Raw genomic sequence first — 20696 nt, forward strand, 5'->3', positions numbered from 1 at the left:
CCCCCCTTCCCGCCGGAGGCTACCGGCGTAAACGATAAGCCTCCAGTTCCTGGGCCAAGGCGGGCAGGTGGACTTCGAACTTTGGGCCGAAACGGGGGTCTTTGCTATACCGGCGGGTAGTTTCCACCACCCGGTGGACGAAACGGACGGCCAGCCAGCAGGCCTCTTCCAGGGGCATACCGTTCAGCAGGCCCCCCAGCAGGGTGGAGGCGAACAGGTCACCGGTGCCGTGGAAGGAGCCGGGGATCTCCTCCATCATGCAGAATACCGGCTGGCCCTTTGCCCCGTCCAGGCACACGGCCCCCAGGCCCCCCTGGCAGCGCACCCCGGTCAGCACCACCATGGACGGGCCCATTTGGCACAGGGCCCCCAGGATATCGCCGGCTTCCGCCCGGCTCAGGGTATCGCCCCGGTACTCCCGGCCCAGCAGGCAGGCTGCCTCGGTCAGGTTGGGGGCTACCAGGTCCGCCTTGCGGCACAGCCCGGCCATGCCCGCGGCCAGTTGGGGGGTGATGGTTTGGTACAGCTTGCCCCCATCCCCCAGGACCGGGTCTACCAGCACCAGGGCATCTTGGCCCAGCAGGGTGATGATCTCCTCCACGATGCCGGTCTGCTCCGCCGAGCCCAGAAAGCCGGTGTACAGCGCCGAAAAGTGGACGTCCAGCCCGGCCCAGTGCTTGGCCGTGGGCAGCATATCCCCGGTGAGGTCCCGGTAGGTATAGCCGGTAAACCCGCCGGTATGGGTGGACAGTACCGCTGTGGGCAGGGCGGCGGTTTCTACCCCGCAGGCGGAAAGTACCGGCAGGGCTACGGTTAGGGAGCATTTGCCCATGCCGGACAGGTCGTGGATGGCGGCGCAGGTCTTTTCCTGATAGATCATGGAGGCACCTCTTTCTGTAAAATCACGTTTTTGGGGGGCTCAGGAGCCGCCGGGCGCGCCGGGGACAAGGCCCTGGGGGGTCAGGCGGTAGGTGGTTTCGGCCACCTCGGCGATGAAACGCCTGTCATGGGACACGCTGATAACGCAGCCGCCGAAACTTTGCAGCATCCCCCGGATGACCGGGCCGGAAAGGGGGCTCAGGTTCCGGGTGGGTTCGTCCAGGATCAGCACGTCGTTGTGGCCCAGGATCATCTTGAGGAAAAACAGCTTGGCCTTTTGGCCCCCGGAAAGCTGGCTGATGCTGTGCTCGCACTCCTCGGCGGTGTACTTCATGCTGCCCAGGAAGGTTTTGGCTTGGGTAAGTTTCTCTTTCTCTCCGCTGCCGCCTGTGAGGAACTGGACGGGGGTTTGGGTTTGGTCGACGGTTTCGGCGTAGTTTTGGGGCATATAGGCGGCTTTCAGGTCTGTGCGGGGCAGCAGTTGCCGGGCGATCTCCCGAAGGAGGGTGGTTTTGCCCGCGCCGTTTTGCCCGGTGATGCAGATGTGCGCCGGCCCCCGGACATACAGCCGGATGTTTTCCGCCAGGGGGGTACCGTCCGGGGCGGCCAGGGCGGGCAGGGACAGGTCCAGCACCACCTTGCCCGCGGGCAGGGACACGCTTTGGTCGAACCCGGCCAGGATGGCCTCTTCGCTGTCCGGGAACTGGGTCATATCCTCCCGCTCCCGCTCGAAACGGTGCTCCATGGACTTGACGGATTTCATCTTCTTTTTCAGGAGGCGGCCCCCGTGTGGGTCGGCCTGGCTGATGGTGTCCAGGCCGTGCTGCACCTTCTGCTCCATACGGCGGATCTTCTCCTGCCGCTTGCGGTCTTCCTCCCGGTCCTTGCGGGCCAACTGCGTCTGCTTTTGAAACTTTTGCAGCCGCTCTTCCACATACTGGCGGTAGCCGCAGCGGGCTACCGTGCACCGGGGGAGGGTCTTGCGGCGCAACTGCTCCAGATGGATGATCACGTTGGCGGTGTTCTCCAGCAGGGTTTCGTCATGGGAGATGAACATGACCGGCTTGCCGCAGCCGGTTATAAAGCCCTCCAGCCATTCCAGGGTTTCCACGTCCAGGTCATTGCTGGGTTCGTCCAGCAGGTAGGCGTCCGGCCGGCCCAGGGCCAGCAGGGCCATACGCAGCTTGACCTTTTCCCCGCCGGAAAGGCTGGCTACCGGGCGGTCGGTGTAGAAGAGTTCCTGGGGGAACCGCAGCTTGGCTGCCGCGGCGGCCAGCTCGCCGGGGCTGCTCTCTAAAAAGGCGGGCTCCCGGCAGCAGAAGGCATAGCCGGACAGGGCGCCTTCTTCGGCCGTTACCTCCTGGGGGAGATAGCCCAGCAGCATACCCCCTGTTTGGACGGAACCGCTGTACTCGGCGTAGCCCTCCGCAGCCTCTGGGTGGCAGATCAGCCGCAGCAGGGTGGACTTGCCGTCCCCCTCCTCGCCGATAATGGCCACCCGGTCCCCGGCGTTCAGGGCAAAGGTAAAGCCCTGCAACAGGGGGCGTAGATCTTTTTTCATCACGATGCTCAAGTCTTTTATTTGCAACAATGCGCATACCTCCAATCCCGCCGGGTTGGCTGTATGCGCATAAAAAGGCCCTGATAGGCCCAACTATCCCGAACAGAGGGAGGGAAACTACGCACAGCCCAAAATCCCGGCACAAAACAGGCCCCCTTACGGCGGCTTTTCTGTGTATTCCGGTTATTATGAGCTTATGCCTTCATCTTTTCACTCCTCTTCCAGTCTTGAGCCCTATTTTACCACAGGCCCTTGCCTCTGTCAATACTTTTTTTGGGCGGGGAGTGACCAAAACGGGTGTTTTATGACGAAGTAAGGAATGGCCTCCGGCGGACCAAGGGGTGAAACCCCTTGGGAATCCCCACCACTTTTGAAAAAGCGGACGAAACTTTTACTATTGGCTCGCGGGCGCCTCGCTTTTAAACTCTTCCGTTTGGATACCTCTTGACCGGGGCGGTGACAAAGCCCCTATTCCCCTATTCCTGCTCTTTGGACAGGAACAGCCCCAGGCCGGTATAGCGGCGGGTTTTGCGGTTGTCGGCGATCATCTCTTGCAGGACAGCGGGCTCGCCCACCAGAATCAGCAGTTTTTTGGCCCGGGTGACCGCGGTGTACAGCAGGTTGCGGTAGCACAGGGGCCGGGGCACCTTGAGCACCGGCAGGATTACCGCCGTGAACTCGTTGCCCTGGCTTTTGTGGACCGTGACGGCAAAGGCCGGTTCCAACTCCGTGGCGGCCTGGTCGTAGCCGTAGGCCAGCAGCCGGTCTTCCATACGCACCTCGATGATCTGGCCCACCTTATCAATGGCGGTGATGACGCCCATATCGCCGTTAAAGACCCCCTGGCCCTCGGTGCCGCCGTCCCGCGTCCAGGGCAGGTCATAGTCGTTTTTCACCTGCATAACCTTATCGCCCAGGCGGAACAGGCCGCCGCCCAGCTTGACCTCCGGCTTGCCTTCGGCCGGAGGGTTGACCGCCTCCCGCAGCAGGTGGTTCAACTCTACGGTGCCCATCTCCCCCTTGCGGCTGGGGCAAAGTACCTGGATGTCCTCCAGGGGGTCATAGCCATAGGCGTTGGGCAGGCGGCTGCCAAGCAGGGACTGGACCAGGGCCTGGGCCTCCCCTACCTCCCGCCGGTGGAAGAAGAAGAAGTCGCTGTCTTTGCGGGTGATGTCCGGCATCTCGCCGGCCACGATTTTGTGGGCGCCGGTGATGATGAGGCTTTGCAGGGCCTGGCGGAACACCTCTGTCAACTCCACGGTGGGGAACAGCCCGGAGGCGATCAGATCGCCCAGCACATTGCCCGGCCCCACAGAGGGGAGCTGGTCCGTATCCCCTACCAGGATCAGCCGGCAGCCCAGCGGCAGGGCCCGCAGCAGGCTACAGAACACGTAGGTATCTACCATGGACATCTCGTCGATTACCAGGCACTCGCAGGCCAGGGGGTTTTCCTCGTTGCGGTTGAAGATAGGGTTGTCCCGCTCGTCCCAGGTGACCTCCAGCATACGGTGGATGGTTTTGGCCTCTTCGCCGGTCAGGCTGCTCATACGCTTGGCGGCCCGGCCGGTGGGGGCGGCCAGGAGCACCCGCTCCCCGGCCTCTTTGAGGATATGGATGATGGCGTTGAGGGTGGTGGTTTTGCCGGTGCCGGGCCCGCCGGTGAGGATAAGCACCCCTTGCTCCATGGCCGCCCGGATGGCCGCCCGCTGCTTGCCGGCATACTGGATGCCCTCCGCCGCCTCGATGGCGCCGATTTTTTCATCGGCCCCGGCCAGCGCCCGGGCGGGGGCCCGGAGCATGGCCCGCATATGGGCGGCTATGTAGGTTTCGTAGTGGTGCTGCTGTTGCAAAAAGAGCAGGGGCCTGCCGCCGTCTTCCTCCCGCATCAACTGGAACTCCCCGCAGAGGGTTTCCAGCCCGTCCTGGACCAGGTCTACGCCCACCCCCAAAAGCCCCGCCGCCGTCCGGCAGAGGGGCTCTTGGGGCAGGCAGGTATGGCCGTTGAGCAGGTTGTGGCGCAGCACATGGAGCAAGCCCGCCTCGATGCGGGTTTCATGGTCAATGGGGAACTCCATGGACTGGGAAATGGCGTCGGCAATTTGGAAACTGACGCCGATGGACTCGTCGCACAGCAGGTAGGGGTCCTCCTGCACCAGATAGACCGTTTCGTCCCCGTACCTTTTCCAGACCAGGGCGGCCTGCTCGGGGGGGACGCCAAAGGCGCCCAGCCAGGTCATGACCTCCCGGATGCCGTAGATCCTTTGCAGTTCCTCGCTGATCTCCTGGGCCTTGGCGGCGGTGATGCCTTTGACCTGGGCCAGCCGTTCGGGCTCCTGCTCGATCACCCGCAGGGCATCTACCCCGAAGGTTTCTATGATGCGCAGGGCCGTGACCTTGCCCACCCCTTTTACCGCGCCGGAACTGAGGTATTTCAGCATCCCCCGCTCGGTGGAGGGCTGGGCGCGGGTAAAGGTTTCGGCCCTAAACTGCCGGCCGTAGGTGGCGTTTTCCTCCCACCGGCCGGTTACGCCCAGCTCTTCGCCCTCGCTGATAAAGGGGAAACAGCCCACCACCGTGTGCAGGTCCTCCCCGGCCAGCATTTGCAGCACCGTATACTGGTTTTCATCGTTGTGGAAGTGGATCTCCTCCACCGTGCCGTGCAATTCCAAAGGCTCCCTTTGCTCCACCGCTTTTCCCGTCCCTTCTATCTGTCTTTTTCTTCCTTGCCCGTTAGCAGCCCTGCCAGCTCCTCCGGCCCGCACAACTCCAGGCCCCGGTATTGCAGGGCCAGCCGGGCTGCGATCTCCCTGGTTTCCGGGCTGCCGTCGTCCAGGCAGATGAGCCGGCAGGGGGGCCGCAGGGCCATCCACGCCACCCGCTGGCCCCCGGTGCGGATCAGGTTTTCACATTCCCCGGCATCGGTAGGGACCAGCACCAGGGCCAGCTTGCCAGGGCCTTCCCTGTCCCCCGCCCCTGTGCCCCCTGCCCGCCGGGACCCCGGCCCCAGGCCGCTGCCGTTGTGCAGCCAGAAACACAGCCGCCGGAGCAGCTCTACCGCGCCGACTACCATCAGCAGCCCTGCCAGCAGATAGGCTATGAGGCCCGCCGGGCCTACCATACGCAATATGTTCACGAACACCGCCTCCCTCGGCCCATCCTATGCCGGTAGGGGAAACGTTGTTCCGCGAACGTCCCTTGTTTCTTATTTGCTCAGGATCACGGTGGCGTCCGGATGCAGTTGCAGGATGGACGCGGGCACCTCCGGGGTGACGGGGCCGTGGCAGGCTTTGTCCACAATGTCCGCCTTGTCCGCGCCGGCAATCAGCAGCACCTTACGGGCCTTCATGATGGTGCCCACGCCCATGGTTACCGCCATGGTGGGTACGTCCTCGATCCGGTCGAAGAGCCGGGAATTGGCCTGGATGGTGCTTTCCGCCAGCGTGACCGTATGGGCCTGGGCCGGGAAGTGGCCGGCGGGCTCGTTAAAGCCGATGTGGCCGTTGTGGCCGATGCCCAGCAGTTGCAGGTCCGGCCAGCCCAGGGCCTCTACCAGGGCCTCGTAGCGGGCGCACTCGGCCTGCATATCCGGGGCCGTGCCGTTGGGCAGGTGGGTGTTGGCCGGGTCGATATTCACCTGGCCGAACAGGTTCTGGTCCATAAAATAGCGGTAGCTTTGGGGGTTGGCTGCATCCAGGCCGCAGTACTCGTCCAGATTGACGGTGCGCACCCGGCTGAAGTCCAGCCGGCCGGCCCGGCAGCGCGCGGCCAGCTCCCGGTAGGTACCCAGGGGGGAGGAGCCGGTGGCCAGGCCCAGCAGGCAATCCGGTTTGAGCAGTACTTGGGCGGCGATGATATCCGCGGCCATGGCGCTGAGGGTTTCGTAGTTTTCCACGTGGATGATTCTCATAATGCTTTTCCTCTCTGTTCGGTAAATGGTGTGGTTTATACGGGCTGCCGGGCCCTGTGGGCGCCAGGGCCCGGCCTCTGGCTAAGATTAGGATCGGTTTCGGAGAATTATCAGGCGCCGGGGGAGGGGCCTTTTCCCGCGCGCGCCGGCAACTGGGCCAGCACGACCCCGCCGAATACCAGCACGCAGCCCAGCAGCTCACGGCCGGACAGGGGCTGGTGGAGCACCAGCCAGCCGGACAGGGCCGCAAAGACCGACTCCAGGCTCATGATCAGCGAGGCTGCCGCCGGTTCCAGGCCTCGCTGGCCGATGATTTGCAGGGTATAGGCCACCCCGCTGGACATGACCCCGGTATAGAGCAGGGGCCCCCAACTGGCCAACAGGCCCTCCCAGCGAAAGGTAGCGCCCTCCAGCGCCACGGCCAGGACGGCGGAGGCCAGGCCGACCACCAAGAACTGGAGGCAGGACAGCTTGATGCAGTCTACCTGGGGGGAGAAACGGTCGATGACCAAAATGTGGAAGGAGAAGAACACCGCGCTGACAAGCACCATGCCGTCCCCCAGGCCCATGCCCCAGTTGCCCATCCCCCCGGTGACGCTGAGGAAATAGGCCCCGGCCAGCGCCAGGGCCACGGCCAGCCAGATCTTCTTGCCGCCCCGCCGGCCCAGGAAGATCCCCAGTACCGGCACCATGACGATGTACAGGGAGGTTAGAAACCCGGCTTTGCCTGCCCCGGTGGATTGCAGGCCAGCCTGCTGCAACAGGCTGGCGGCCGCCAGGAACAGCCCGCACAGCAGCCCGCCCCGCAACAGGGCCGGGTTGCCCCAGGCATTGGCCCGGCGCTCTGCCTCGCCGGCCCCCCGGCGCAGCCTGTCGCCGGCGAAAATAACCGGCAGCAGGGCTATGCTGCCCACAAAGCTGCGGGCGGCGTTGAACGCGCAGGGACCGATGTACTCCATGCCCATGCTTTGGGCCACAAAGGCCGTGCCCCATATCAGCGCTGCCAGCGCCAGCAGCCCGGCCCGCAACGCCTTAGGCATGGCTGTCTACCCCCTTATCCCTAGTCAGGTTTTTCATCCAGTTGTAGCTGTTGATCTTTACCACGGCCACAAAGCACTTGAGGATTTGGTCGCACTTTAGGGCCGCGAACACCACCCAGGGGGGCGCCCCCAGCCACTGGCACACCAGCGCCGAGGGGATAACCACCAAAAACACAAAGATGGTGTCGTTTTTAAACACAAAGCTGATATCGCCCCCGGACTTTACCAGCCCGAACAGGCAGGCAGCCTGGTAGCAGGTGCCGATGATGGTGACGGAGATCACGTTGATAAACTGCCGGGAATAGGCCAGGGCCTCCGGGGTGGCGTTGTACAGGCCGATGAAACCCTCCCGGCACAGCAGCACCAGCCCGCCGGAAATAAGGCCCACGCCCAGGAAGATCATCTGGACGGTTTTGGCGTATTCCTTCATCTTCTCATACTGGCCGGCACCCACGGTTTTGCCGGTGATGATGCCTACCGAGGAGGACAGGCCGTTCATCCACACATAGATCAGGTTGTGGAGCATCCCGGTGATGCTGACCGCCGCCATTACCCCCGCGGTGTAGGAGCCCATGATTTTGGTGTTCATCAGGTTGTTGAAGGCCCACACTACCTGCCCGCCGATTACCGGCAGGCCGTAGCGGAGGAAGTCCTTGAGCAGTTGCCGGTCCGTGGCCAGCAGGTCCCGGAAGCCGAACCGCAGCTTGCGGTCTACGGCGAACACATAGGTGACGCTGACCGCCATTTCCAGCACCCGGGAGATCAGGGTGGCAATGGCCGCGCCCTTGACCCCCAAGGCCGGCAGGCCCAGCTTGCCGAAGATCAAAATATAGTTAAGGGCCACATTGACCACCAGCGCCATGATGGAGATGTACAGGCCGATCTTCGCCGTTTCCACGCTGCGCATGGAGGCGACCATCACCTGGGAGATGGCGAAAAACAGGTAGGTAAAGCCCACGATCTGCAAATACACTGTACCCTCGGCAAGGACGCCGGGCTCTTTGGTAAACAGCCCGATAATGGCCCCGGGGAACAGCACCGCCGCCAGGGTGACCGCGAGCCCTACCCCAAAGGCAAACTTTGCCCCGATGGACACCACCTTGCGGATGCTGCCGGCATCTTTTTTGCCCCAGTACTGGGCGGCCAGGATAAGGATGGCGCCCTCGATGCCCGCAATGAACATCTGCACCACGGCCTGCATCTGGTTGCCCACATAGACCCCGGAGATGGCGTCATCCCCCAGGCGCCCGATCATTAGGTTGTCCGCAAAGCCCACCGCGAAGGTGATCAGGTTTTGCAGCGAGATGGGGATGGCCAGGCTGATCAGCGTTTTATAAAAGGACCGGTCCTTTGTGAATACTCCCATTTCCTCTTGTTTCCTCTCTCGTTGGGCGCAGCCTTTAGCCGGCCTGCTCCCCGGTTTCGGAGGGCTCCGGCGTGCCGCCGGGCTCGCCGCTGGGCGAGGGGCTGGGGCTGTGCAGGGCGATGGTACCGTCCTTGGACTTGGCCAGGGTGGAGTACAGCATCTTCAGGGTGTCGTTGTCCGCCGTGCCGGTTTCCGGCAGGCCGTTGACCTTTTGGAACTCCCGCACACAGCCGGCGGTGTATTCGCCGTAATGGCCGTCATATTCCGTATCCAGGTAGCCCAGCTCGTCCAGGCGGGTCTGCATGGCCAGCACATCCTCACCCTGGTCGCCCTCTTCCAGAGGCTCGTAGGTGGTGGGGTCCTCCTCCAGCATGGAACTGGCAATGGCCGAACTGACCTGGTCCTCGATCTTCTCCGTGGGGTCCGTTACCTGCATAGAGTTCTCCTCCAGCAGCTCCGGGAAAGCCGCCGCGCTCATCTCCAAGGCCGCGCTGACCACGGTGCGGCCCTGCCACTCCATCAGGCTGGGGTCCAGCTCCACCACCCGGCCGTTGCGCACGGCTTGCAGGCCGGCAAAGCGGGAGTCCTCCTCCATCTGGCTTTTCAGCCCGGGCGGGCAGAAAATGATGTACGGGTTGGCGTTGCGCAGGTTTTCATAGGCATATTGCCCGCCGGCCAGGTCCCCAAAGGCATTGGACAGGCCGGAGTAGGTCATGACGGTGGAGGCGAGCATATCCCCTGTAACAGCGGCGCTGTCCAGATCATATAAATAGCAACAGACCGTGACGATCTCCCCCTGGGCGGAGGCCACCCGGTTGATGTCGTCCAGCGTCTGGAATACATCCTGGGCCACGCGGATGCCGGTATCATAGCCGGGGCCGCCGCCGTTGAGTGCGGAGGACACCTGGGAATACAGCCGCTCAAAGTCCCCCCGGTCTTTGGCGGGGGCCAGGTTCAGCACGGTAAGGCCCGCGTCCCGCAAGGCCTGCTCGGCCCCGGAACTGGCAGGGTCCAGCAGCACCAGGTCGGGGTTCTCCCCCACAACCGCCTGGGCGTCCCCGGCGCTGAGCTTTTTCAGGTCCCGCAGGCTGTCCTGGGTGCAGTTCTCGCTGCCCGCGGCCAACTGGGTGTCGCAGCCCAGGGCCAGCACCACGTCTGCCAGGCTGGGCGACAATACCACCACCCGGCTGGGCTTTGCGTTGATGGTGACTTCGTTCACGGTGACCGGGAACTCCCCGCTTTGTGTGCCGGAAACCAGCCCGGTGACGTCTGAACAGGCTGCCAGCGCTACGCACAGGCAAAAGGCCGCCAGGGCAACCAGGGCAGCCGCTATCCGCTTGATGGGTTTCATATTTCAAATCGCTCGCTTTCTGAATAAAAAATAGTACGGTATGGGGGAACGTGTAAAATCCTTTATATTATAGCAAAACCCGCCCTTTTATGCAAGGGTTATGGGGAAAAAAGCCTTGCGGCCTTCCTGGGGAGGCTTTCTCCCCTGGGGGGCACTTGCAATTTGGGGCGGAGTATGGTATGATAGCTGCATTGGTATGCGCCCTATGGCGCAAATATTAGCAAAAAGGTGTTGGTTTTTTCCTTTATGGACAGTCACAGTACGGCGTTGATTCTGGTTTTGATCGTGCTCATTATGCTTTCGGCCTATTTTTCGGCCACGGAAACGGCGTTTTCCTCGCTGAACCGCATACGGCTGAAAAGCCTGGCCAACGGGGGGAATAAGCGGGCGCAACTGGCCTTTGCCCTCTCGGAGAATTATGACGAACTGCTGTCCACCATTTTGGTGGGCAACAACCTGGTGAACATTGCCTCTACCACCATATCCACCCTGCTGTTTGTGCAGGCGCTGGGCGACGGCGCCGGCCCCACGGTTTCCACGGTGGTGATGACCATTGTGGTGCTGGTGTTTGGCGAGGTTGGCCCCAAAAGCATGGCCAAAGAACACGCCGAGGCCTTTGCCATGCTCTCCGCCCCCTTTATACGGGCGCTGATTGTGCTACTTAAGCCCATCAACTTCCTGTTTGCCCAACTGAAAAAGGGGCTGCGCCGGCTGGTGCGCTCCTCGCCCCAGCACTCGGTTACGGACAGCGAACTGCTGACGCTGGTGGAAGAGGCGGAGCAGGAGGGGGGCATTGACAAAAATGAGGGCGATATGCTCCGCAACGTCATTGAGTTTGACGACATCCAGGCCATTGAGATCATGACCCCCCGGGTGGACGTGGAGGCCTTGCCCAAGGACGCCACCCCCGATGAGGCCGCCGCCCTGTTCCGGGAGAGCGGCTACTCCCGCCTGCCGGTGTATGAGGAAACCATTGACAGCATTGTGGGCGTGATACACGAAAAAGACTTTTTTGCCGGCGCCGATGTCCCAAGTGTGGAGAGCATCCTGAAACCCGCGGAATTTATCCCGCCTTCTATGAAAATCTCTGATCTGCTGCGGCTTTTGCAGCAGAGCAAACAGCATATGGCTGTGATTGTGGATGAGTTTGGCGGTACGGAGGGCATTGTGACCCTGGAGGACGTGATTGAGGAACTGGTAGGCGAGATTTGGGACGAACATGACGATGTGGTGCAGGAGGGGATCTTGCCCATAGGGGAGGGCCTTTACCGGGTGTACGGCTCTATGAGCACCGACGACCTCTTTGAGTTTTTGCACCTGGACTTTGAAACGGACGCCTCCACCGTCAACGGCTGGATCGCCCAGCGGCTGGACCGTATCCCCAAAGCCGGGGACGGGTTCCAGGTGCAGGGTATTCGCTTTATGGTGACCAAGGCCGCCGGCAACCGCGCCGAGGAGATCCGCGTCCGCGTCCCTGCCACGCCGGTTGCCCCGGCGGAAGGGGACGGCTGAGGCCGCCTACTCGCGTTGCTTTGTGCCGCCGCTTTCTGCCTCTGCACTCCGCCCAAGGGCCGCCGGCCCTTGGGAATCCCCTTGCCGCACCAACCGCCATAGGGCGGCTGGGGCTTGTTTGAAAAATCGAAAACGCCGTATTTTTACCCAGAAGCAACCATCTTCTGCGTCGAAAATCCTCGTAATACGCAAGTATTACTTGCGGTTTTCTCCTTGAAGCTGACCGTTTCTGGTCAAAAATCCGTCATTTCCTCTATTTTCAAACAAGCCCTAGGCCCCCGGCACGGGAGGAAACGGGCTTTGTTTGCGTTTTGTTTATTTTGTTTATAATTTATATAATAAAAGGGCAGCCCCCTTGCGTTTGGGGGCTGCCTTTTTCTTTCTCTTTTTTATTTATTTCGCTTATTTTCTTTTTCTTCTTCTTTTTCTTCTTTTCTTACTTTACTTGTTTTCTTCTTATTTCCTTTTTTGATTCTTTCTGAGGGGGGCTTGGGAGAAATGGGGGTACGGGTGGGCGGGCTGCAAGAGGGGGCTGCCGTGTTTTTTAGGCAAATAAGGCACAGGCTGGTGGCCTGTGCCTTTTTTTGGCCAAGGTTGCAAAGTGCCGCGCCAGGCGTTTAGATCCACCGGGCCTCGGTCATCTTGTCCTCAAAGGTAATGGAACGGTTGAGCACGTCGCAGGCCTTGACCAGGCCCTCGTTCTTGCTCATCAGGCTGTCCTCATGCTCAATGGAGAGCACGTAGTCGTAGCCCACCAGGCGCAACTGGCTGACAAAGTCTTTCCAGAACAACTCGTCGTGGCCGTAGCCGATGCTGCGGAAGATCCAGCTACGGTGCAGCTCGTCCGCATAGCTGATGGTGTCCAGAGTACCGTTGACGGCGGTGTTCCAGGGGTCGATCTTGGCGTCTTTGGCATGGACGTGGAAGATGGCCTCGCCGCCCAGTTCGCGGACAACAGCCAGGGGGTCCATCCCCTGCCAGAACAGGTGGCTGGGGTCCAGGTTGGCACCGATTTCCGGGCCTACGGCCTCCCGCAGGCGCAGCAGGGTGCGGGTATTGTGCACGCAGAAACCCTGGTGCATCTCAAAGGCGATTTTGTTCACCCCATGCTCTTTGGCAAAGGCCACGAAGTTCTTCCAGTAGGGGATGAGCACCTCGTTCCACTGCCACTCCAGCACCTCAGGGAACTCGTTGGGCCAGGCGCAGACGATCCAGTTGGGGTTCTTGCTCTCCGGGCAGTCGCCAGGGCAGCCGGAGAAGGTGTTGATCTGGTGGATGCCCAGCTTTTCGGCCATCAGCACGGCATTGTGCAGGTCGTCGTCAAACGACTTGGCGATCTCCTTATTGGGGTGGATGGGGTTGGCGTGGCAGGAGAGGGCGCTGATCTCCAGGCCGGACTCCTTTACCGTGGTGACGAACGCATTGAATTTCTCCTCATCATGGAGCAATACGCCGGGGTCGCAATGGTCTTTGCCCGGATAGCCGCCGCAGCCGATCTCCACCATCTGGGCGCCCAGGGACTTAAAATAGGCCAGGGCCTCCTGGAGGGGGGTTTCGCCGATAACATTGGACAGAATGCCTAATTTCATTGGTATGCACTCCTTATATGGTTATTTGGGCGGTTTGCCGCCCTAGATGGTTCTGGTAATATTATACAGAATCTTTTTTGAAAAAGCAATGGGCTCTCAAAAAATTTTTGTACCCAGTTTTGTGGCAAGGGCATAATATACCCGTAGGGCACGCCTGCGGCCACACCGGCGGAAAGCCCGGACCTGTCCAGAAAGAAGAGTTTATGGCGAAATGTTGGCCTCCGGCAGCGCAGAGTTGGCCACGCCAACTCTTGGGCTCTGGGTCTCGGCTGCCGCCTCGGTCGGCGACGGGAAATCGCCACCGGCGATTGTCGCCCCCTAAGAACCCCACCACCTTTGAAAAGGGCGAGGGCCACCGGAGGTGGCTGTCACGAGCCGACCGAACCGGCAGGTGAGACGACGAAACTTTTACCATTTGTCTGCTGGAGCCTCGTTTTTAAACTCTTTGCTTTGGACACACCCGGAAAGCCCTTGGCTGTTGACTTTCTTCTTTTTCTTTGCTATAATACTGCCAATTTCGCCTTTAGGAGGGACCGCCTTATGCCTGAAACCGTTTCTTACCGCCCTACCCGCATGGCCTGCTACCGGGGGTACATAGTGCAGGGTGTGGTCAATAACCTGAGCCCGCCGTTTTTTGTGATCTTCCAACGGGAATTCGGCATATCGTACGCCATGATCTCCTCCCTGATCCTCTTCAACTTTGTGACGCAGATCTGCGTTGACGTGCTTTGCGTGCGCTTTGTAGACCGCATAGGCTACCGGGCGGCCACGGTGGCGGCCCATATCTGCTGCACGGCGGGGCTGGTGATGCTGGGCGTACTGCCCCGGATACTGCCCGCCGGCTTTGCCTTTGGCGGGCTGGCCCTGGCCACCATGGTGACGGCTGTTGGCGGGGGGATCATCGAGGTGGCGGTCAGCCCCATTATCGACTCCCTGCCCAGCGAGGCCAAGGACGCGAAGATGAGCCTCTTGCACTCTTTTTACTGCTGGGGGCAGGTGGCGGTGGTGCTGCTGACCACGGTAGCCGTGCGGCTGATGGGGCAGGCGCTGTGGTGGGTGCTGCCGTTGGTTTGGGCAGTGCTGCCCTTTTACAACCTGTTTGCCTTTGCCAGGGTGCCCCTGCGCCCTACGGTACCCCCGGAGGAAAAGGTGCCTTTGGGGCAGCTTTGCCGCTCTAAGCTGTTTGTGCTGTCTATGGTGCTGATGCTTTGTGCCGGGGCCGCGGAGTTGGCCATGAGCCAGTGGAGCTCCCTGTTTGCCGAGCAGGCCCTGGGGGTAGAAAAGCTTTGGGGCGACCTGCTGGGCCCCTGCCTGTTCGCGGTATTTATGGGCATTGGCCGCACCATTTACGGGGTGTTCGGCGCAAAGATGGACCTGTACCGCTGGCTTTTGGGCACGGCCCTGCTGTGTGTGCTGTGCTACACGGGCGCGGCCCTGCTGGCTATCCCCATGCTGTCCCTGCTGTGCTGCGCCCTGTGCGGGTTCTCCATCAGCCTGATGTGGCCGGGGGTGCTCAGCTCTACCGCGGCGGTATACCCCAAGGGGGGCGCCGCCATGTTCGGGCTGCTGGCGGTGTGCGGCGACATGGGCTGCTCGGCCGGGCCGGCCCTGGCGGGCATGGTCAGCGAGTTTGCCGGGCTGCGGGCCGGGATGCTCAGCGCGGCGGTGTTCCCGGCAGTGATGGTGGCCTGCCTGCTGTTCCGCATGGCCCGCAGGCCAGGGCCTCACTCGCCCTCGTAGTAATCTACCGCGTCCCCCTGCCGGAACACCTGGTTGACCCCCATCCCCCACAGGCCGATTTTCCCGGAGTCCGGGTACACCGCAGCATCCAGCGCCTGGGCGGTGTCAAAATCGATATACACCAGGGGCTCTTGGCCATGGTTGGTAAGCTTGTGGGCACCGCCGGCCCCGGCCGGGAAAAAGAGCAATTCCCCGGCAGCCACCGGCCGCTCCCCCTCTGGCGTACGCAGTGTACCGCTGCCGCCGAGGATATAGAAAACCTCCTCGCTTTGGCAGTGGTAGTGGTAGGGGTACGCGGACTTGCCGGGCGGGATCTCGTACACGCTGACCACGCACCGGTGGGCCTGGCCCCGCTTTACAAAGTCTTTGCGGGTATATGCATACGGCCCGCCGCCGGTTTTGTGGCGGGCCTTGAGCCCGGCTACCGGCATATGGATGACCTGCCCTGCTGTTTCCATCCTGCTTTCCTCCCTTTGGTATAAATTGGCCCCCGGCTTTTGCCAGGGGCTTTTCTTTTACTGATAAGTACCCATCACCAGTTCCATCAGGTGCACCGCCCTGCCGCCGGCTGTTTTGATGCCCAATTGGCAGCGGTTGCAGTAGCAGAGCACCGGCAGGCCGCCGTGCTTTTCCAGTTGTTCGGCAAAAACCACCCGCTGCTCCTCTTCCGGGAACTGCCACAGGGGCGTATCCGGCCGGGCGCTTACCAGGGCCAGGGCCGCCGGGCGCCGGGGCGTAAAATGCAGGTTGCCGCAGTAGTCCGCCCGCTCCCGGTTTTCGCCGATCTCCCGGACAGCCACCCCCATCTTTTCCAGCAGGCTGCGCACCGCCCGGTGGATCTCCGGGTGGGCCCGGTCCCGCCAGCAGTCCTGTATACTCACCATAAGGCCGCTGTAATCGGGCAGGGCAAGGCCACCCTCCCGGTCCAGCCAGGCAAACAGGTTCTCCGGCTCCAGCTTAGGGAAACGCTCCTCGATTGTTTCCCGGCAGGCTTGGCAGAGGTACAGGGCCCGGCCCCCCGCCGGATACTCCCTGGCATCCGTCCGGCAGCAGCCCGCCACGGGCATGGACGCCTTGAGCCAATCCCGCAGCTTTTTGGCCGCCTGGGGGCTGGCCTTGGTAAAATTGCAGCTAGGGAAATAGATATTGCCCAAATTCTCCATGTCGCCCGCACCTCAGCCCTTAATGGACTCCATCAGCCCGCCGCTTTTGATGATGTTTTGCAAAAACGCCGGGTAGGGCTGGGCCTGGTAGGTTTTGCCGGTGGTTTCGTCGGTGATCAGGCCGCTGTCGAAGTCTACGGCCACCTGATGGCCGGGGGCTATCTCCGCGGCGGCCTCCGGGCACTCCAGGATGGGGAACCCGATGTTGATGGCGTTGCGGTAGAAGATGCGGGCAAAGGTTTTGGCGATGACGCAGGAGGCCCCGCTGGCTTTGAGGGCGATGGGGGCGTGCTCACGGGAGGAGCCGCAGCCAAAGTTTTTGCCGGCCACCACCACGTCGCCGGGCTTTACGTTTTTCACATAGTCCTTGTCAATATCCTCCATGCAGTGGCTGGCCAGTTCCTGGTGGGAGGCGGTGTTCAGGTACCGGGCGGGGATGATCACGTCGGTGTTCACGTCGTCGCCGTATTTGTGTACTGTGCCTTTTGCGTTCATAAGTCAACTTCCTTTCTTGGCGTTCTGATTCCTGCCCGGAGCGTCCGCCTGGGCATATTCCGCTTTGATCCTGTCTATACTTCTGTCGCCGATGCCAAAGTTCTCGTCCGGCAGTTCCTTTACCGTTACGGTGAAAAAACCGGCGGGGATATGGGTGATCTCCGCCGCCGTGGCGGTCAGCCGCTCAATCAGCGCCTTTTTTTGCCCCTTGTCCAGGGCCCCGCACTCAATGGAAATATAGGGCATGGCAACCCCTCCTGTTCACCTGTTTTCATATTGGTAGGGCACATAGGGCAAAATCCCCCAGGTAATCTCCTGGGCGTCATGGGTTTCGGTGTGGACCATGGACAGATGGTCTGAGGTGGTGGCCCGGATGCAGGGATGCGCCCCGCAGTCCCGGCATTGGGCCAGGCCCTTTTCCGCCGCGCAGGCTTTGGCGGGGCAGGGCTTGCCCTTACAGTAGCAGGTATCGCTTTCGCAGCCGCCACAGCGCATGGACCAGTCTGTGATGCCGTACATCCGGGTCAGTGGGGGGATCATCTCCTGCCGACGCGCCTCGTCCTGGCCTATGTAGTGCACGCACAGGTCGCAGCGCTGGCCGCACTGGCCGTACACCGCGCCCTCTTTGGGGAAGGGCTTGCGGTTGGGCTTTTTCTTGATCATAATAAGGGGCTTGAGGGCCTCTACCTGTTCGGGGGCAGACACCGGGAAAAGCATCCACTTGCCGTCGTGGTAGGTTTTGGCGCTGTCGTATATTTCCTGTATCCAGGATGGGAACTCCTCCCGGCGGGCCTCAAAAGCCGCCCGCTCCTTTTGGCCGAAAATCAGCATGAAGTCGAACCGCCCTTCCCTGCTGTAAATGGTGAGGATGGTTTTCTTCCCCTGCCGGAACTTCAACTCCCCTTTGCCGTCGCCTACCTCGTCCAGGCAATAGCGGCCCCGCATAAAGGCCATGATCTGGTGGCCGGCCTGTTCCAAGGCTGTCATTGCTCTTCCTCCATCCTGACCTCTGTGTGGTAGTACCGCTCCTGGAAGTGGGTTAGCTCCTCCACCTGCCGTTTGGTGAAGTCCATCCCCTCCGGGGCCAGCACCCACTTTTCCTCCACGTCGTCAAACCGGTGGATGACGGCGATGAACCGGCCGGTGAACACCTCCAGGGGTACATCCACCCCCAGCACGTAGGCGTCCTGCTCTTCGCCGTCCGGGGCGGTGAGGCCGGGCACATAGCCATAGTTGATGGGATAGGTAAGGTCCGGGTGCTTGGGGTGCACGGCACCGATGGGGCGGTCCATGCGGATTTGCAGCGTATCCCCCAGCTTGGGGGGATGCGCGGCCAGGTACTCCTCCCGCAGCAGGGAGAACAGGGCGTCGTCAAAGCATTTGTCCTCGTAGGTGCGCAGGGCCCGGCGGAGGGTGCCCTCCCGGATAAAGCCCAGCTTTTCCAGCAGGGCGATGGAGGCCGTGTTTTCCGTAAAGGCCCGGGCGCTGACCGCCTCCAGCCCCTCCCGCAGAAACAGGTGCCGCAGCAGCCCGTCCAGGGCCTCGGCCATATAGCCCTGACGGGCGTATTCCTCCCCCAGATAGTAGTCTAGGGAGGTGGCGTTGACCCGGAAACGCAGCGTGTCCTGCCCCAGCCCGATGTGGCCCAGCACCTGCCCGTCCTCCCTGCGCACCAACGAAAGCTGGTTCTCCGGCTCGCTGCACAGCAAGTCCTCCAGCTTTTCTACCGTGGGCAGCTTGCCCAGGCAGTTGTACCGCCGCACGTGCTCCTGGGCCAGCATGGCCCGTATGGCAGGCGCGTCGGCCCGCTCCGGCGGCCTGAGCAGCAGCCGGGCGGTTGTAAGGGTGGCCGGCTCCCTCATAGCTTGGCCGGGTCGGTAAGGTAGCCGGTCAGGGCGCTGGCGGCAGCCACGGCGGGGCTGGCCAGCACCACTTCGGAATCCACATGGCCCATACGGCCTACGAAGTTCCGGTTGGTGGTGGACACCGCCCGCTCGCCCTCGGCCAGAATGCCCATGTAGCCCCCCAGGCAGGGCCCGCAGGTGGGGGTGCTGAACACGGCCCCGGCCTCAATAAAGATTTCCGCCAAGCCCTCCCGGATGCACTGGAGGTAGACCTCCTGGGTGGCGGGAATGACGATGCAGCGCACATTTTTGGCAACCTTTTTGCCCTTCATGATCTGGGCGGCCACGCGCATATCGCTGATGCGGCCGTTGGTGCAGGAGCCGATCACGCTCTGGTCGATCTTTACGTCGCCCACCTCCTCAATGAGCCGGGTGTTTTCCGGCAGGTGGGGCATGGAAACCGTGGGCCGCAGGGTGGAAAGGTCGATGGTGACGGTGCGCGCATACACCGCGTCCGGGTCGGGCTCGTAGACCTTTACCTCACCCTGGTAGCGGCCCTGGCAATAGGCCAGGGTCTTTTCGTCTACCGGGAAGATGCCGTTCTTGGCCCCGGCCTCGATTGCCATGTTGGCGATGGTAAACCGGTCGTCCATACTGAGGGCGGCTACACCCTCGCCGGTAAATTCCAGGGACTGGTACAAAGCGCCGTCCACGCCGATCTCCCCGATCAGGTGCAGGACCACGTCTTTGCCGCAGACAAAGCCCGTGGGCTTGCCCTTCAGTTCTACCTGGATGGCGGAGGGCACCTTAAACCACAGCTTGCCGGTGATCATGGCGGCGCACATATCGGTGGAGCCCACCCCGGTGGAGAAAGCCCCCAGCGCCCCGTAGGTACAGGTGTGGCTATCCGCCCCCACAATGGCCCCGCCGGGGCCTACCAGGCCCTTTTCCGGCAGCAGGGCGTGTTCGATGCCCATCTCGCCTACATCAAAGAAATTGGTGATGTCATACTTGTTGGCAAACTGCCGGGTCTGCTTGCACTGCTGGGCGGCTTTAATGTCCTTGTTGGGGGCAAAGTGGTCCAGCACCAGGGCGATCTTGTCCTTATGGAACACCCCGGTGGCCCCGCACTTCTCAAACTCGTTGATGGCTACCGGCGACGTGATGTCGTTGCCCAGCACCATGTCCAACTGCGCTTCAATCAGTTGCCCCGGCTCTACCTGCTCCAGCCCTGCGTGGGCCGCTAAGATCTTTTGCGTCATCGTCATTGCCATTTTGTTTTCCCTCCTATTTTTTCCGGCCGCCTACTCCCCCTGCGCGGCCGGGAGTTTCTCGTCTTTTTCCAGCCGGCGGAGCATGGCCATGCTGTCCTCATAGTAGGCCATCTTCTTTTCGTCCTTCTCGATATTGCTGCCCTCTGCCGTGCGTACCGAGATCCGCAAGCGGCTGCACAGTTCCTGCACCACCTCAGGGGTCCAATTGCTCAGCTCGTTGCCCTGGGCGGTGAACGCCGCCAGGCCCGGTACCTCTGCCCAAGGGCGCATGGCGTTCTCGTAGTCCCAGGCGGTATCCGGCATGGCCGTGCCGTCATTGTACTGGAAGAACCCCTGGAAACTGTCCCCCAAGCTTTTGAACCCGGCGTCGTCATGGATATAGAGGATACAACTGGCCATGGTGGCATCCCCGGCAAACCGGGCGTAAGAGGCCTGGGTGGCCTGCATATCCTCCGCAGAGGCCGGGTTGCCGAACACATAGCTGCTGACCTGCACCACCACCCGGCCGTCGCCGTTGCGGTCGTCGGCATACTGGGCCAAGTGGTTTTCCAGGCTTTCCATCACCTCGCCGGGTATATTGTAGGAGGTGATCATCCCCACGGTATAATCGGGCTCCACCTTGCTGACAATGGACCAGATGACACTGCCCAGGATTATTGTGCCTACGATGCCCACGATCAGGTGGGTCTTGTGGTAAAACCACCAATTCCTCCGCTTGTCCCGCGGGGTTTTCAGTTCGATAACGCCGGTATGGATGGTATCTTCCCCGGCGCCCACCAGGTAACGTTCTCTTGCCATGTGGCCTGGCACCTCCGTTTTGAGTAGTTATCAAACATTATATCCTATTTTTTTTGTTTACGCAAGGTTTTGGGCCGCCCAGTGGGCAAAATCGAGAAAAGTTTACAATTCAAAAGAAGGGGACGGCATGGCGCCCGCCCCCTTCTGTCCCTATTCGCCGGCGTAGTATGAGGTGGT

At 61.6% G+C, this 20696-nt stretch carries 19 protein-coding genes; 2 read left to right on the top strand and 17 right to left on the bottom strand.

Annotated elements, in window-relative coordinates; all coding sequences use genetic code 11:
• Positions 1–19: 19 nt before the first annotated feature.
• The 8 genes from U8U01_RS06050 to U8U01_RS06085 form a co-directional block, all read right to left on the bottom strand.
• Positions 20–880, bottom strand: coding sequence for a pyridoxamine kinase (locus U8U01_RS06050; protein ID WP_322172556.1), 861 nt, complete (start codon positions 878–880; stop codon positions 20–22).
• A 39-nt stretch (positions 881–919) separates the two neighbouring features.
• On the bottom strand, positions 920–2440 hold the full coding sequence (locus U8U01_RS06055; RefSeq protein WP_322172557.1) for an ATP-binding cassette domain-containing protein: 1521 nt from the start codon (positions 2438–2440) through the stop codon (positions 920–922).
• 476 nt (positions 2441–2916) lie between these two features.
• Positions 2917–5127 carry an SF1B family DNA helicase RecD2 gene (gene recD2, locus U8U01_RS06060; protein WP_322172558.1) on the bottom strand — a complete coding sequence of 737 codons (2211 nt, stop codon included), beginning with the start codon at positions 5125–5127 and terminating at the stop codon, positions 2917–2919.
• A 17-nt stretch (positions 5128–5144) separates the two neighbouring features.
• Positions 5145–5573, bottom strand: a complete 429-nt coding sequence (locus tag U8U01_RS06065) for a hypothetical protein (protein WP_322172559.1) — start codon at positions 5571–5573, stop codon at positions 5145–5147.
• Positions 5574–5642: 69 nt separating this feature from the next.
• Positions 5643–6347: a glucosamine-6-phosphate deaminase gene (gene nagB, locus U8U01_RS06070; protein ID WP_322172561.1), complete on the bottom strand. Its 705-nt coding sequence runs from the start codon at positions 6345–6347 to the stop codon at positions 5643–5645.
• A 110-nt stretch (positions 6348–6457) separates the two neighbouring features.
• On the bottom strand, positions 6458–7387 hold the full coding sequence (locus U8U01_RS06075; protein WP_322172563.1) for a DMT family transporter: 930 nt from the start codon (positions 7385–7387) through the stop codon (positions 6458–6460).
• The gene (locus tag U8U01_RS06080) at positions 7380–8753 is read right to left on the bottom strand and encodes an MATE family efflux transporter (RefSeq protein ID WP_322172565.1); all 1374 of its coding nucleotides are present in this window, start codon (positions 8751–8753) and stop codon (positions 7380–7382) included. Before U8U01_RS06080 ends, U8U01_RS06075 begins: the two co-directional genes overlap by 8 nt.
• Before the next feature lie 34 nt (positions 8754–8787).
• A complete protein-coding gene (locus tag U8U01_RS06085; RefSeq protein ID WP_322172566.1) occupies positions 8788–10104 on the bottom strand; it encodes a peptidoglycan-binding protein in 1317 nt (438 codons plus the stop codon).
• Positions 10105–10350: 246 nt separating this feature from the next.
• Here U8U01_RS06085 and U8U01_RS06090 point away from each other — a divergent pair, with 246 nt between their 5' ends.
• Positions 10351–11616, top strand: coding sequence for an HlyC/CorC family transporter (locus U8U01_RS06090; protein WP_322172568.1), 1266 nt, complete (start codon positions 10351–10353; stop codon positions 11614–11616).
• A 617-nt stretch (positions 11617–12233) separates the two neighbouring features.
• Here the strand turns inward: U8U01_RS06090 and U8U01_RS06095 are convergent.
• Positions 12234–13205: a sugar phosphate isomerase/epimerase family protein gene (locus tag U8U01_RS06095; protein ID WP_322172570.1), complete on the bottom strand. Its 972-nt coding sequence runs from the start codon at positions 13203–13205 to the stop codon at positions 12234–12236.
• A 540-nt stretch (positions 13206–13745) separates the two neighbouring features.
• Here U8U01_RS06095 and U8U01_RS06100 point away from each other — a divergent pair.
• The gene (locus U8U01_RS06100) at positions 13746–14945 is read left to right on the top strand and encodes an MFS transporter (RefSeq protein WP_322172572.1); all 1200 of its coding nucleotides are present in this window, start codon (positions 13746–13748) and stop codon (positions 14943–14945) included.
• On the opposite strand, the gene U8U01_RS06105 is transcribed toward U8U01_RS06100, so the two are convergent.
• Genes U8U01_RS06105 through U8U01_RS06140 form a run of 8 tightly spaced genes read right to left on the bottom strand, consistent with a single transcriptional unit; the run spans position 14930 to position 20519 of the window.
• Positions 14930–15403, bottom strand: a complete 474-nt coding sequence (locus U8U01_RS06105) for a cupin domain-containing protein (protein ID WP_322172573.1) — start codon at positions 15401–15403, stop codon at positions 14930–14932. The genes U8U01_RS06100 and U8U01_RS06105 overlap by 16 nt on opposite strands.
• Positions 15404–15460: 57 nt before the next feature.
• Positions 15461–16108: a hypothetical protein gene (locus U8U01_RS06110; protein ID WP_322172575.1), complete on the bottom strand. Its 648-nt coding sequence runs from the start codon at positions 16106–16108 to the stop codon at positions 15461–15463.
• 12 nt (positions 16109–16120) lie between these two features.
• Entirely contained in the window at positions 16121–16603 is a 483-nt protein-coding gene (leuD, locus tag U8U01_RS06115; protein ID WP_322172576.1) for a 3-isopropylmalate dehydratase small subunit, read from the bottom strand.
• Positions 16604–16606: 3 nt separating this feature from the next.
• The gene (dmpI, locus tag U8U01_RS06120) at positions 16607–16849 is read right to left on the bottom strand and encodes a 4-oxalocrotonate tautomerase DmpI (RefSeq protein WP_322172578.1); all 243 of its coding nucleotides are present in this window, start codon (positions 16847–16849) and stop codon (positions 16607–16609) included.
• Between the two features lie 15 nt (positions 16850–16864).
• Positions 16865–17590, bottom strand: coding sequence for a DUF3788 domain-containing protein (locus tag U8U01_RS06125; protein ID WP_322172579.1), 726 nt, complete (start codon positions 17588–17590; stop codon positions 16865–16867).
• Positions 17587–18465, bottom strand: coding sequence for a GNAT family N-acetyltransferase (locus tag U8U01_RS06130; RefSeq protein WP_322172580.1), 879 nt, complete (start codon positions 18463–18465; stop codon positions 17587–17589). The genes U8U01_RS06125 and U8U01_RS06130 overlap by 4 nt, the downstream gene beginning before the upstream one ends.
• Complete coding sequence (leuC, locus tag U8U01_RS06135; RefSeq protein WP_322172582.1) at positions 18462–19721, bottom strand: 3-isopropylmalate dehydratase large subunit; 1260 nt, start codon at positions 19719–19721, stop codon at positions 18462–18464. Before leuC ends, U8U01_RS06130 begins: the two co-directional genes overlap by 4 nt.
• Positions 19722–19751: 30 nt before the next feature.
• On the bottom strand, positions 19752–20519 hold the full coding sequence (locus U8U01_RS06140; RefSeq protein WP_322172584.1) for a hypothetical protein: 768 nt from the start codon (positions 20517–20519) through the stop codon (positions 19752–19754).
• Between the last annotated feature and the right edge of the window lie 177 nt (positions 20520–20696).

The organism is Acutalibacter caecimuris, assembly GCF_034335085.1.
Classification (GTDB): Bacteria; Bacillota; Clostridia; order Oscillospirales; family Acutalibacteraceae; genus Acutalibacter; species Acutalibacter caecimuris.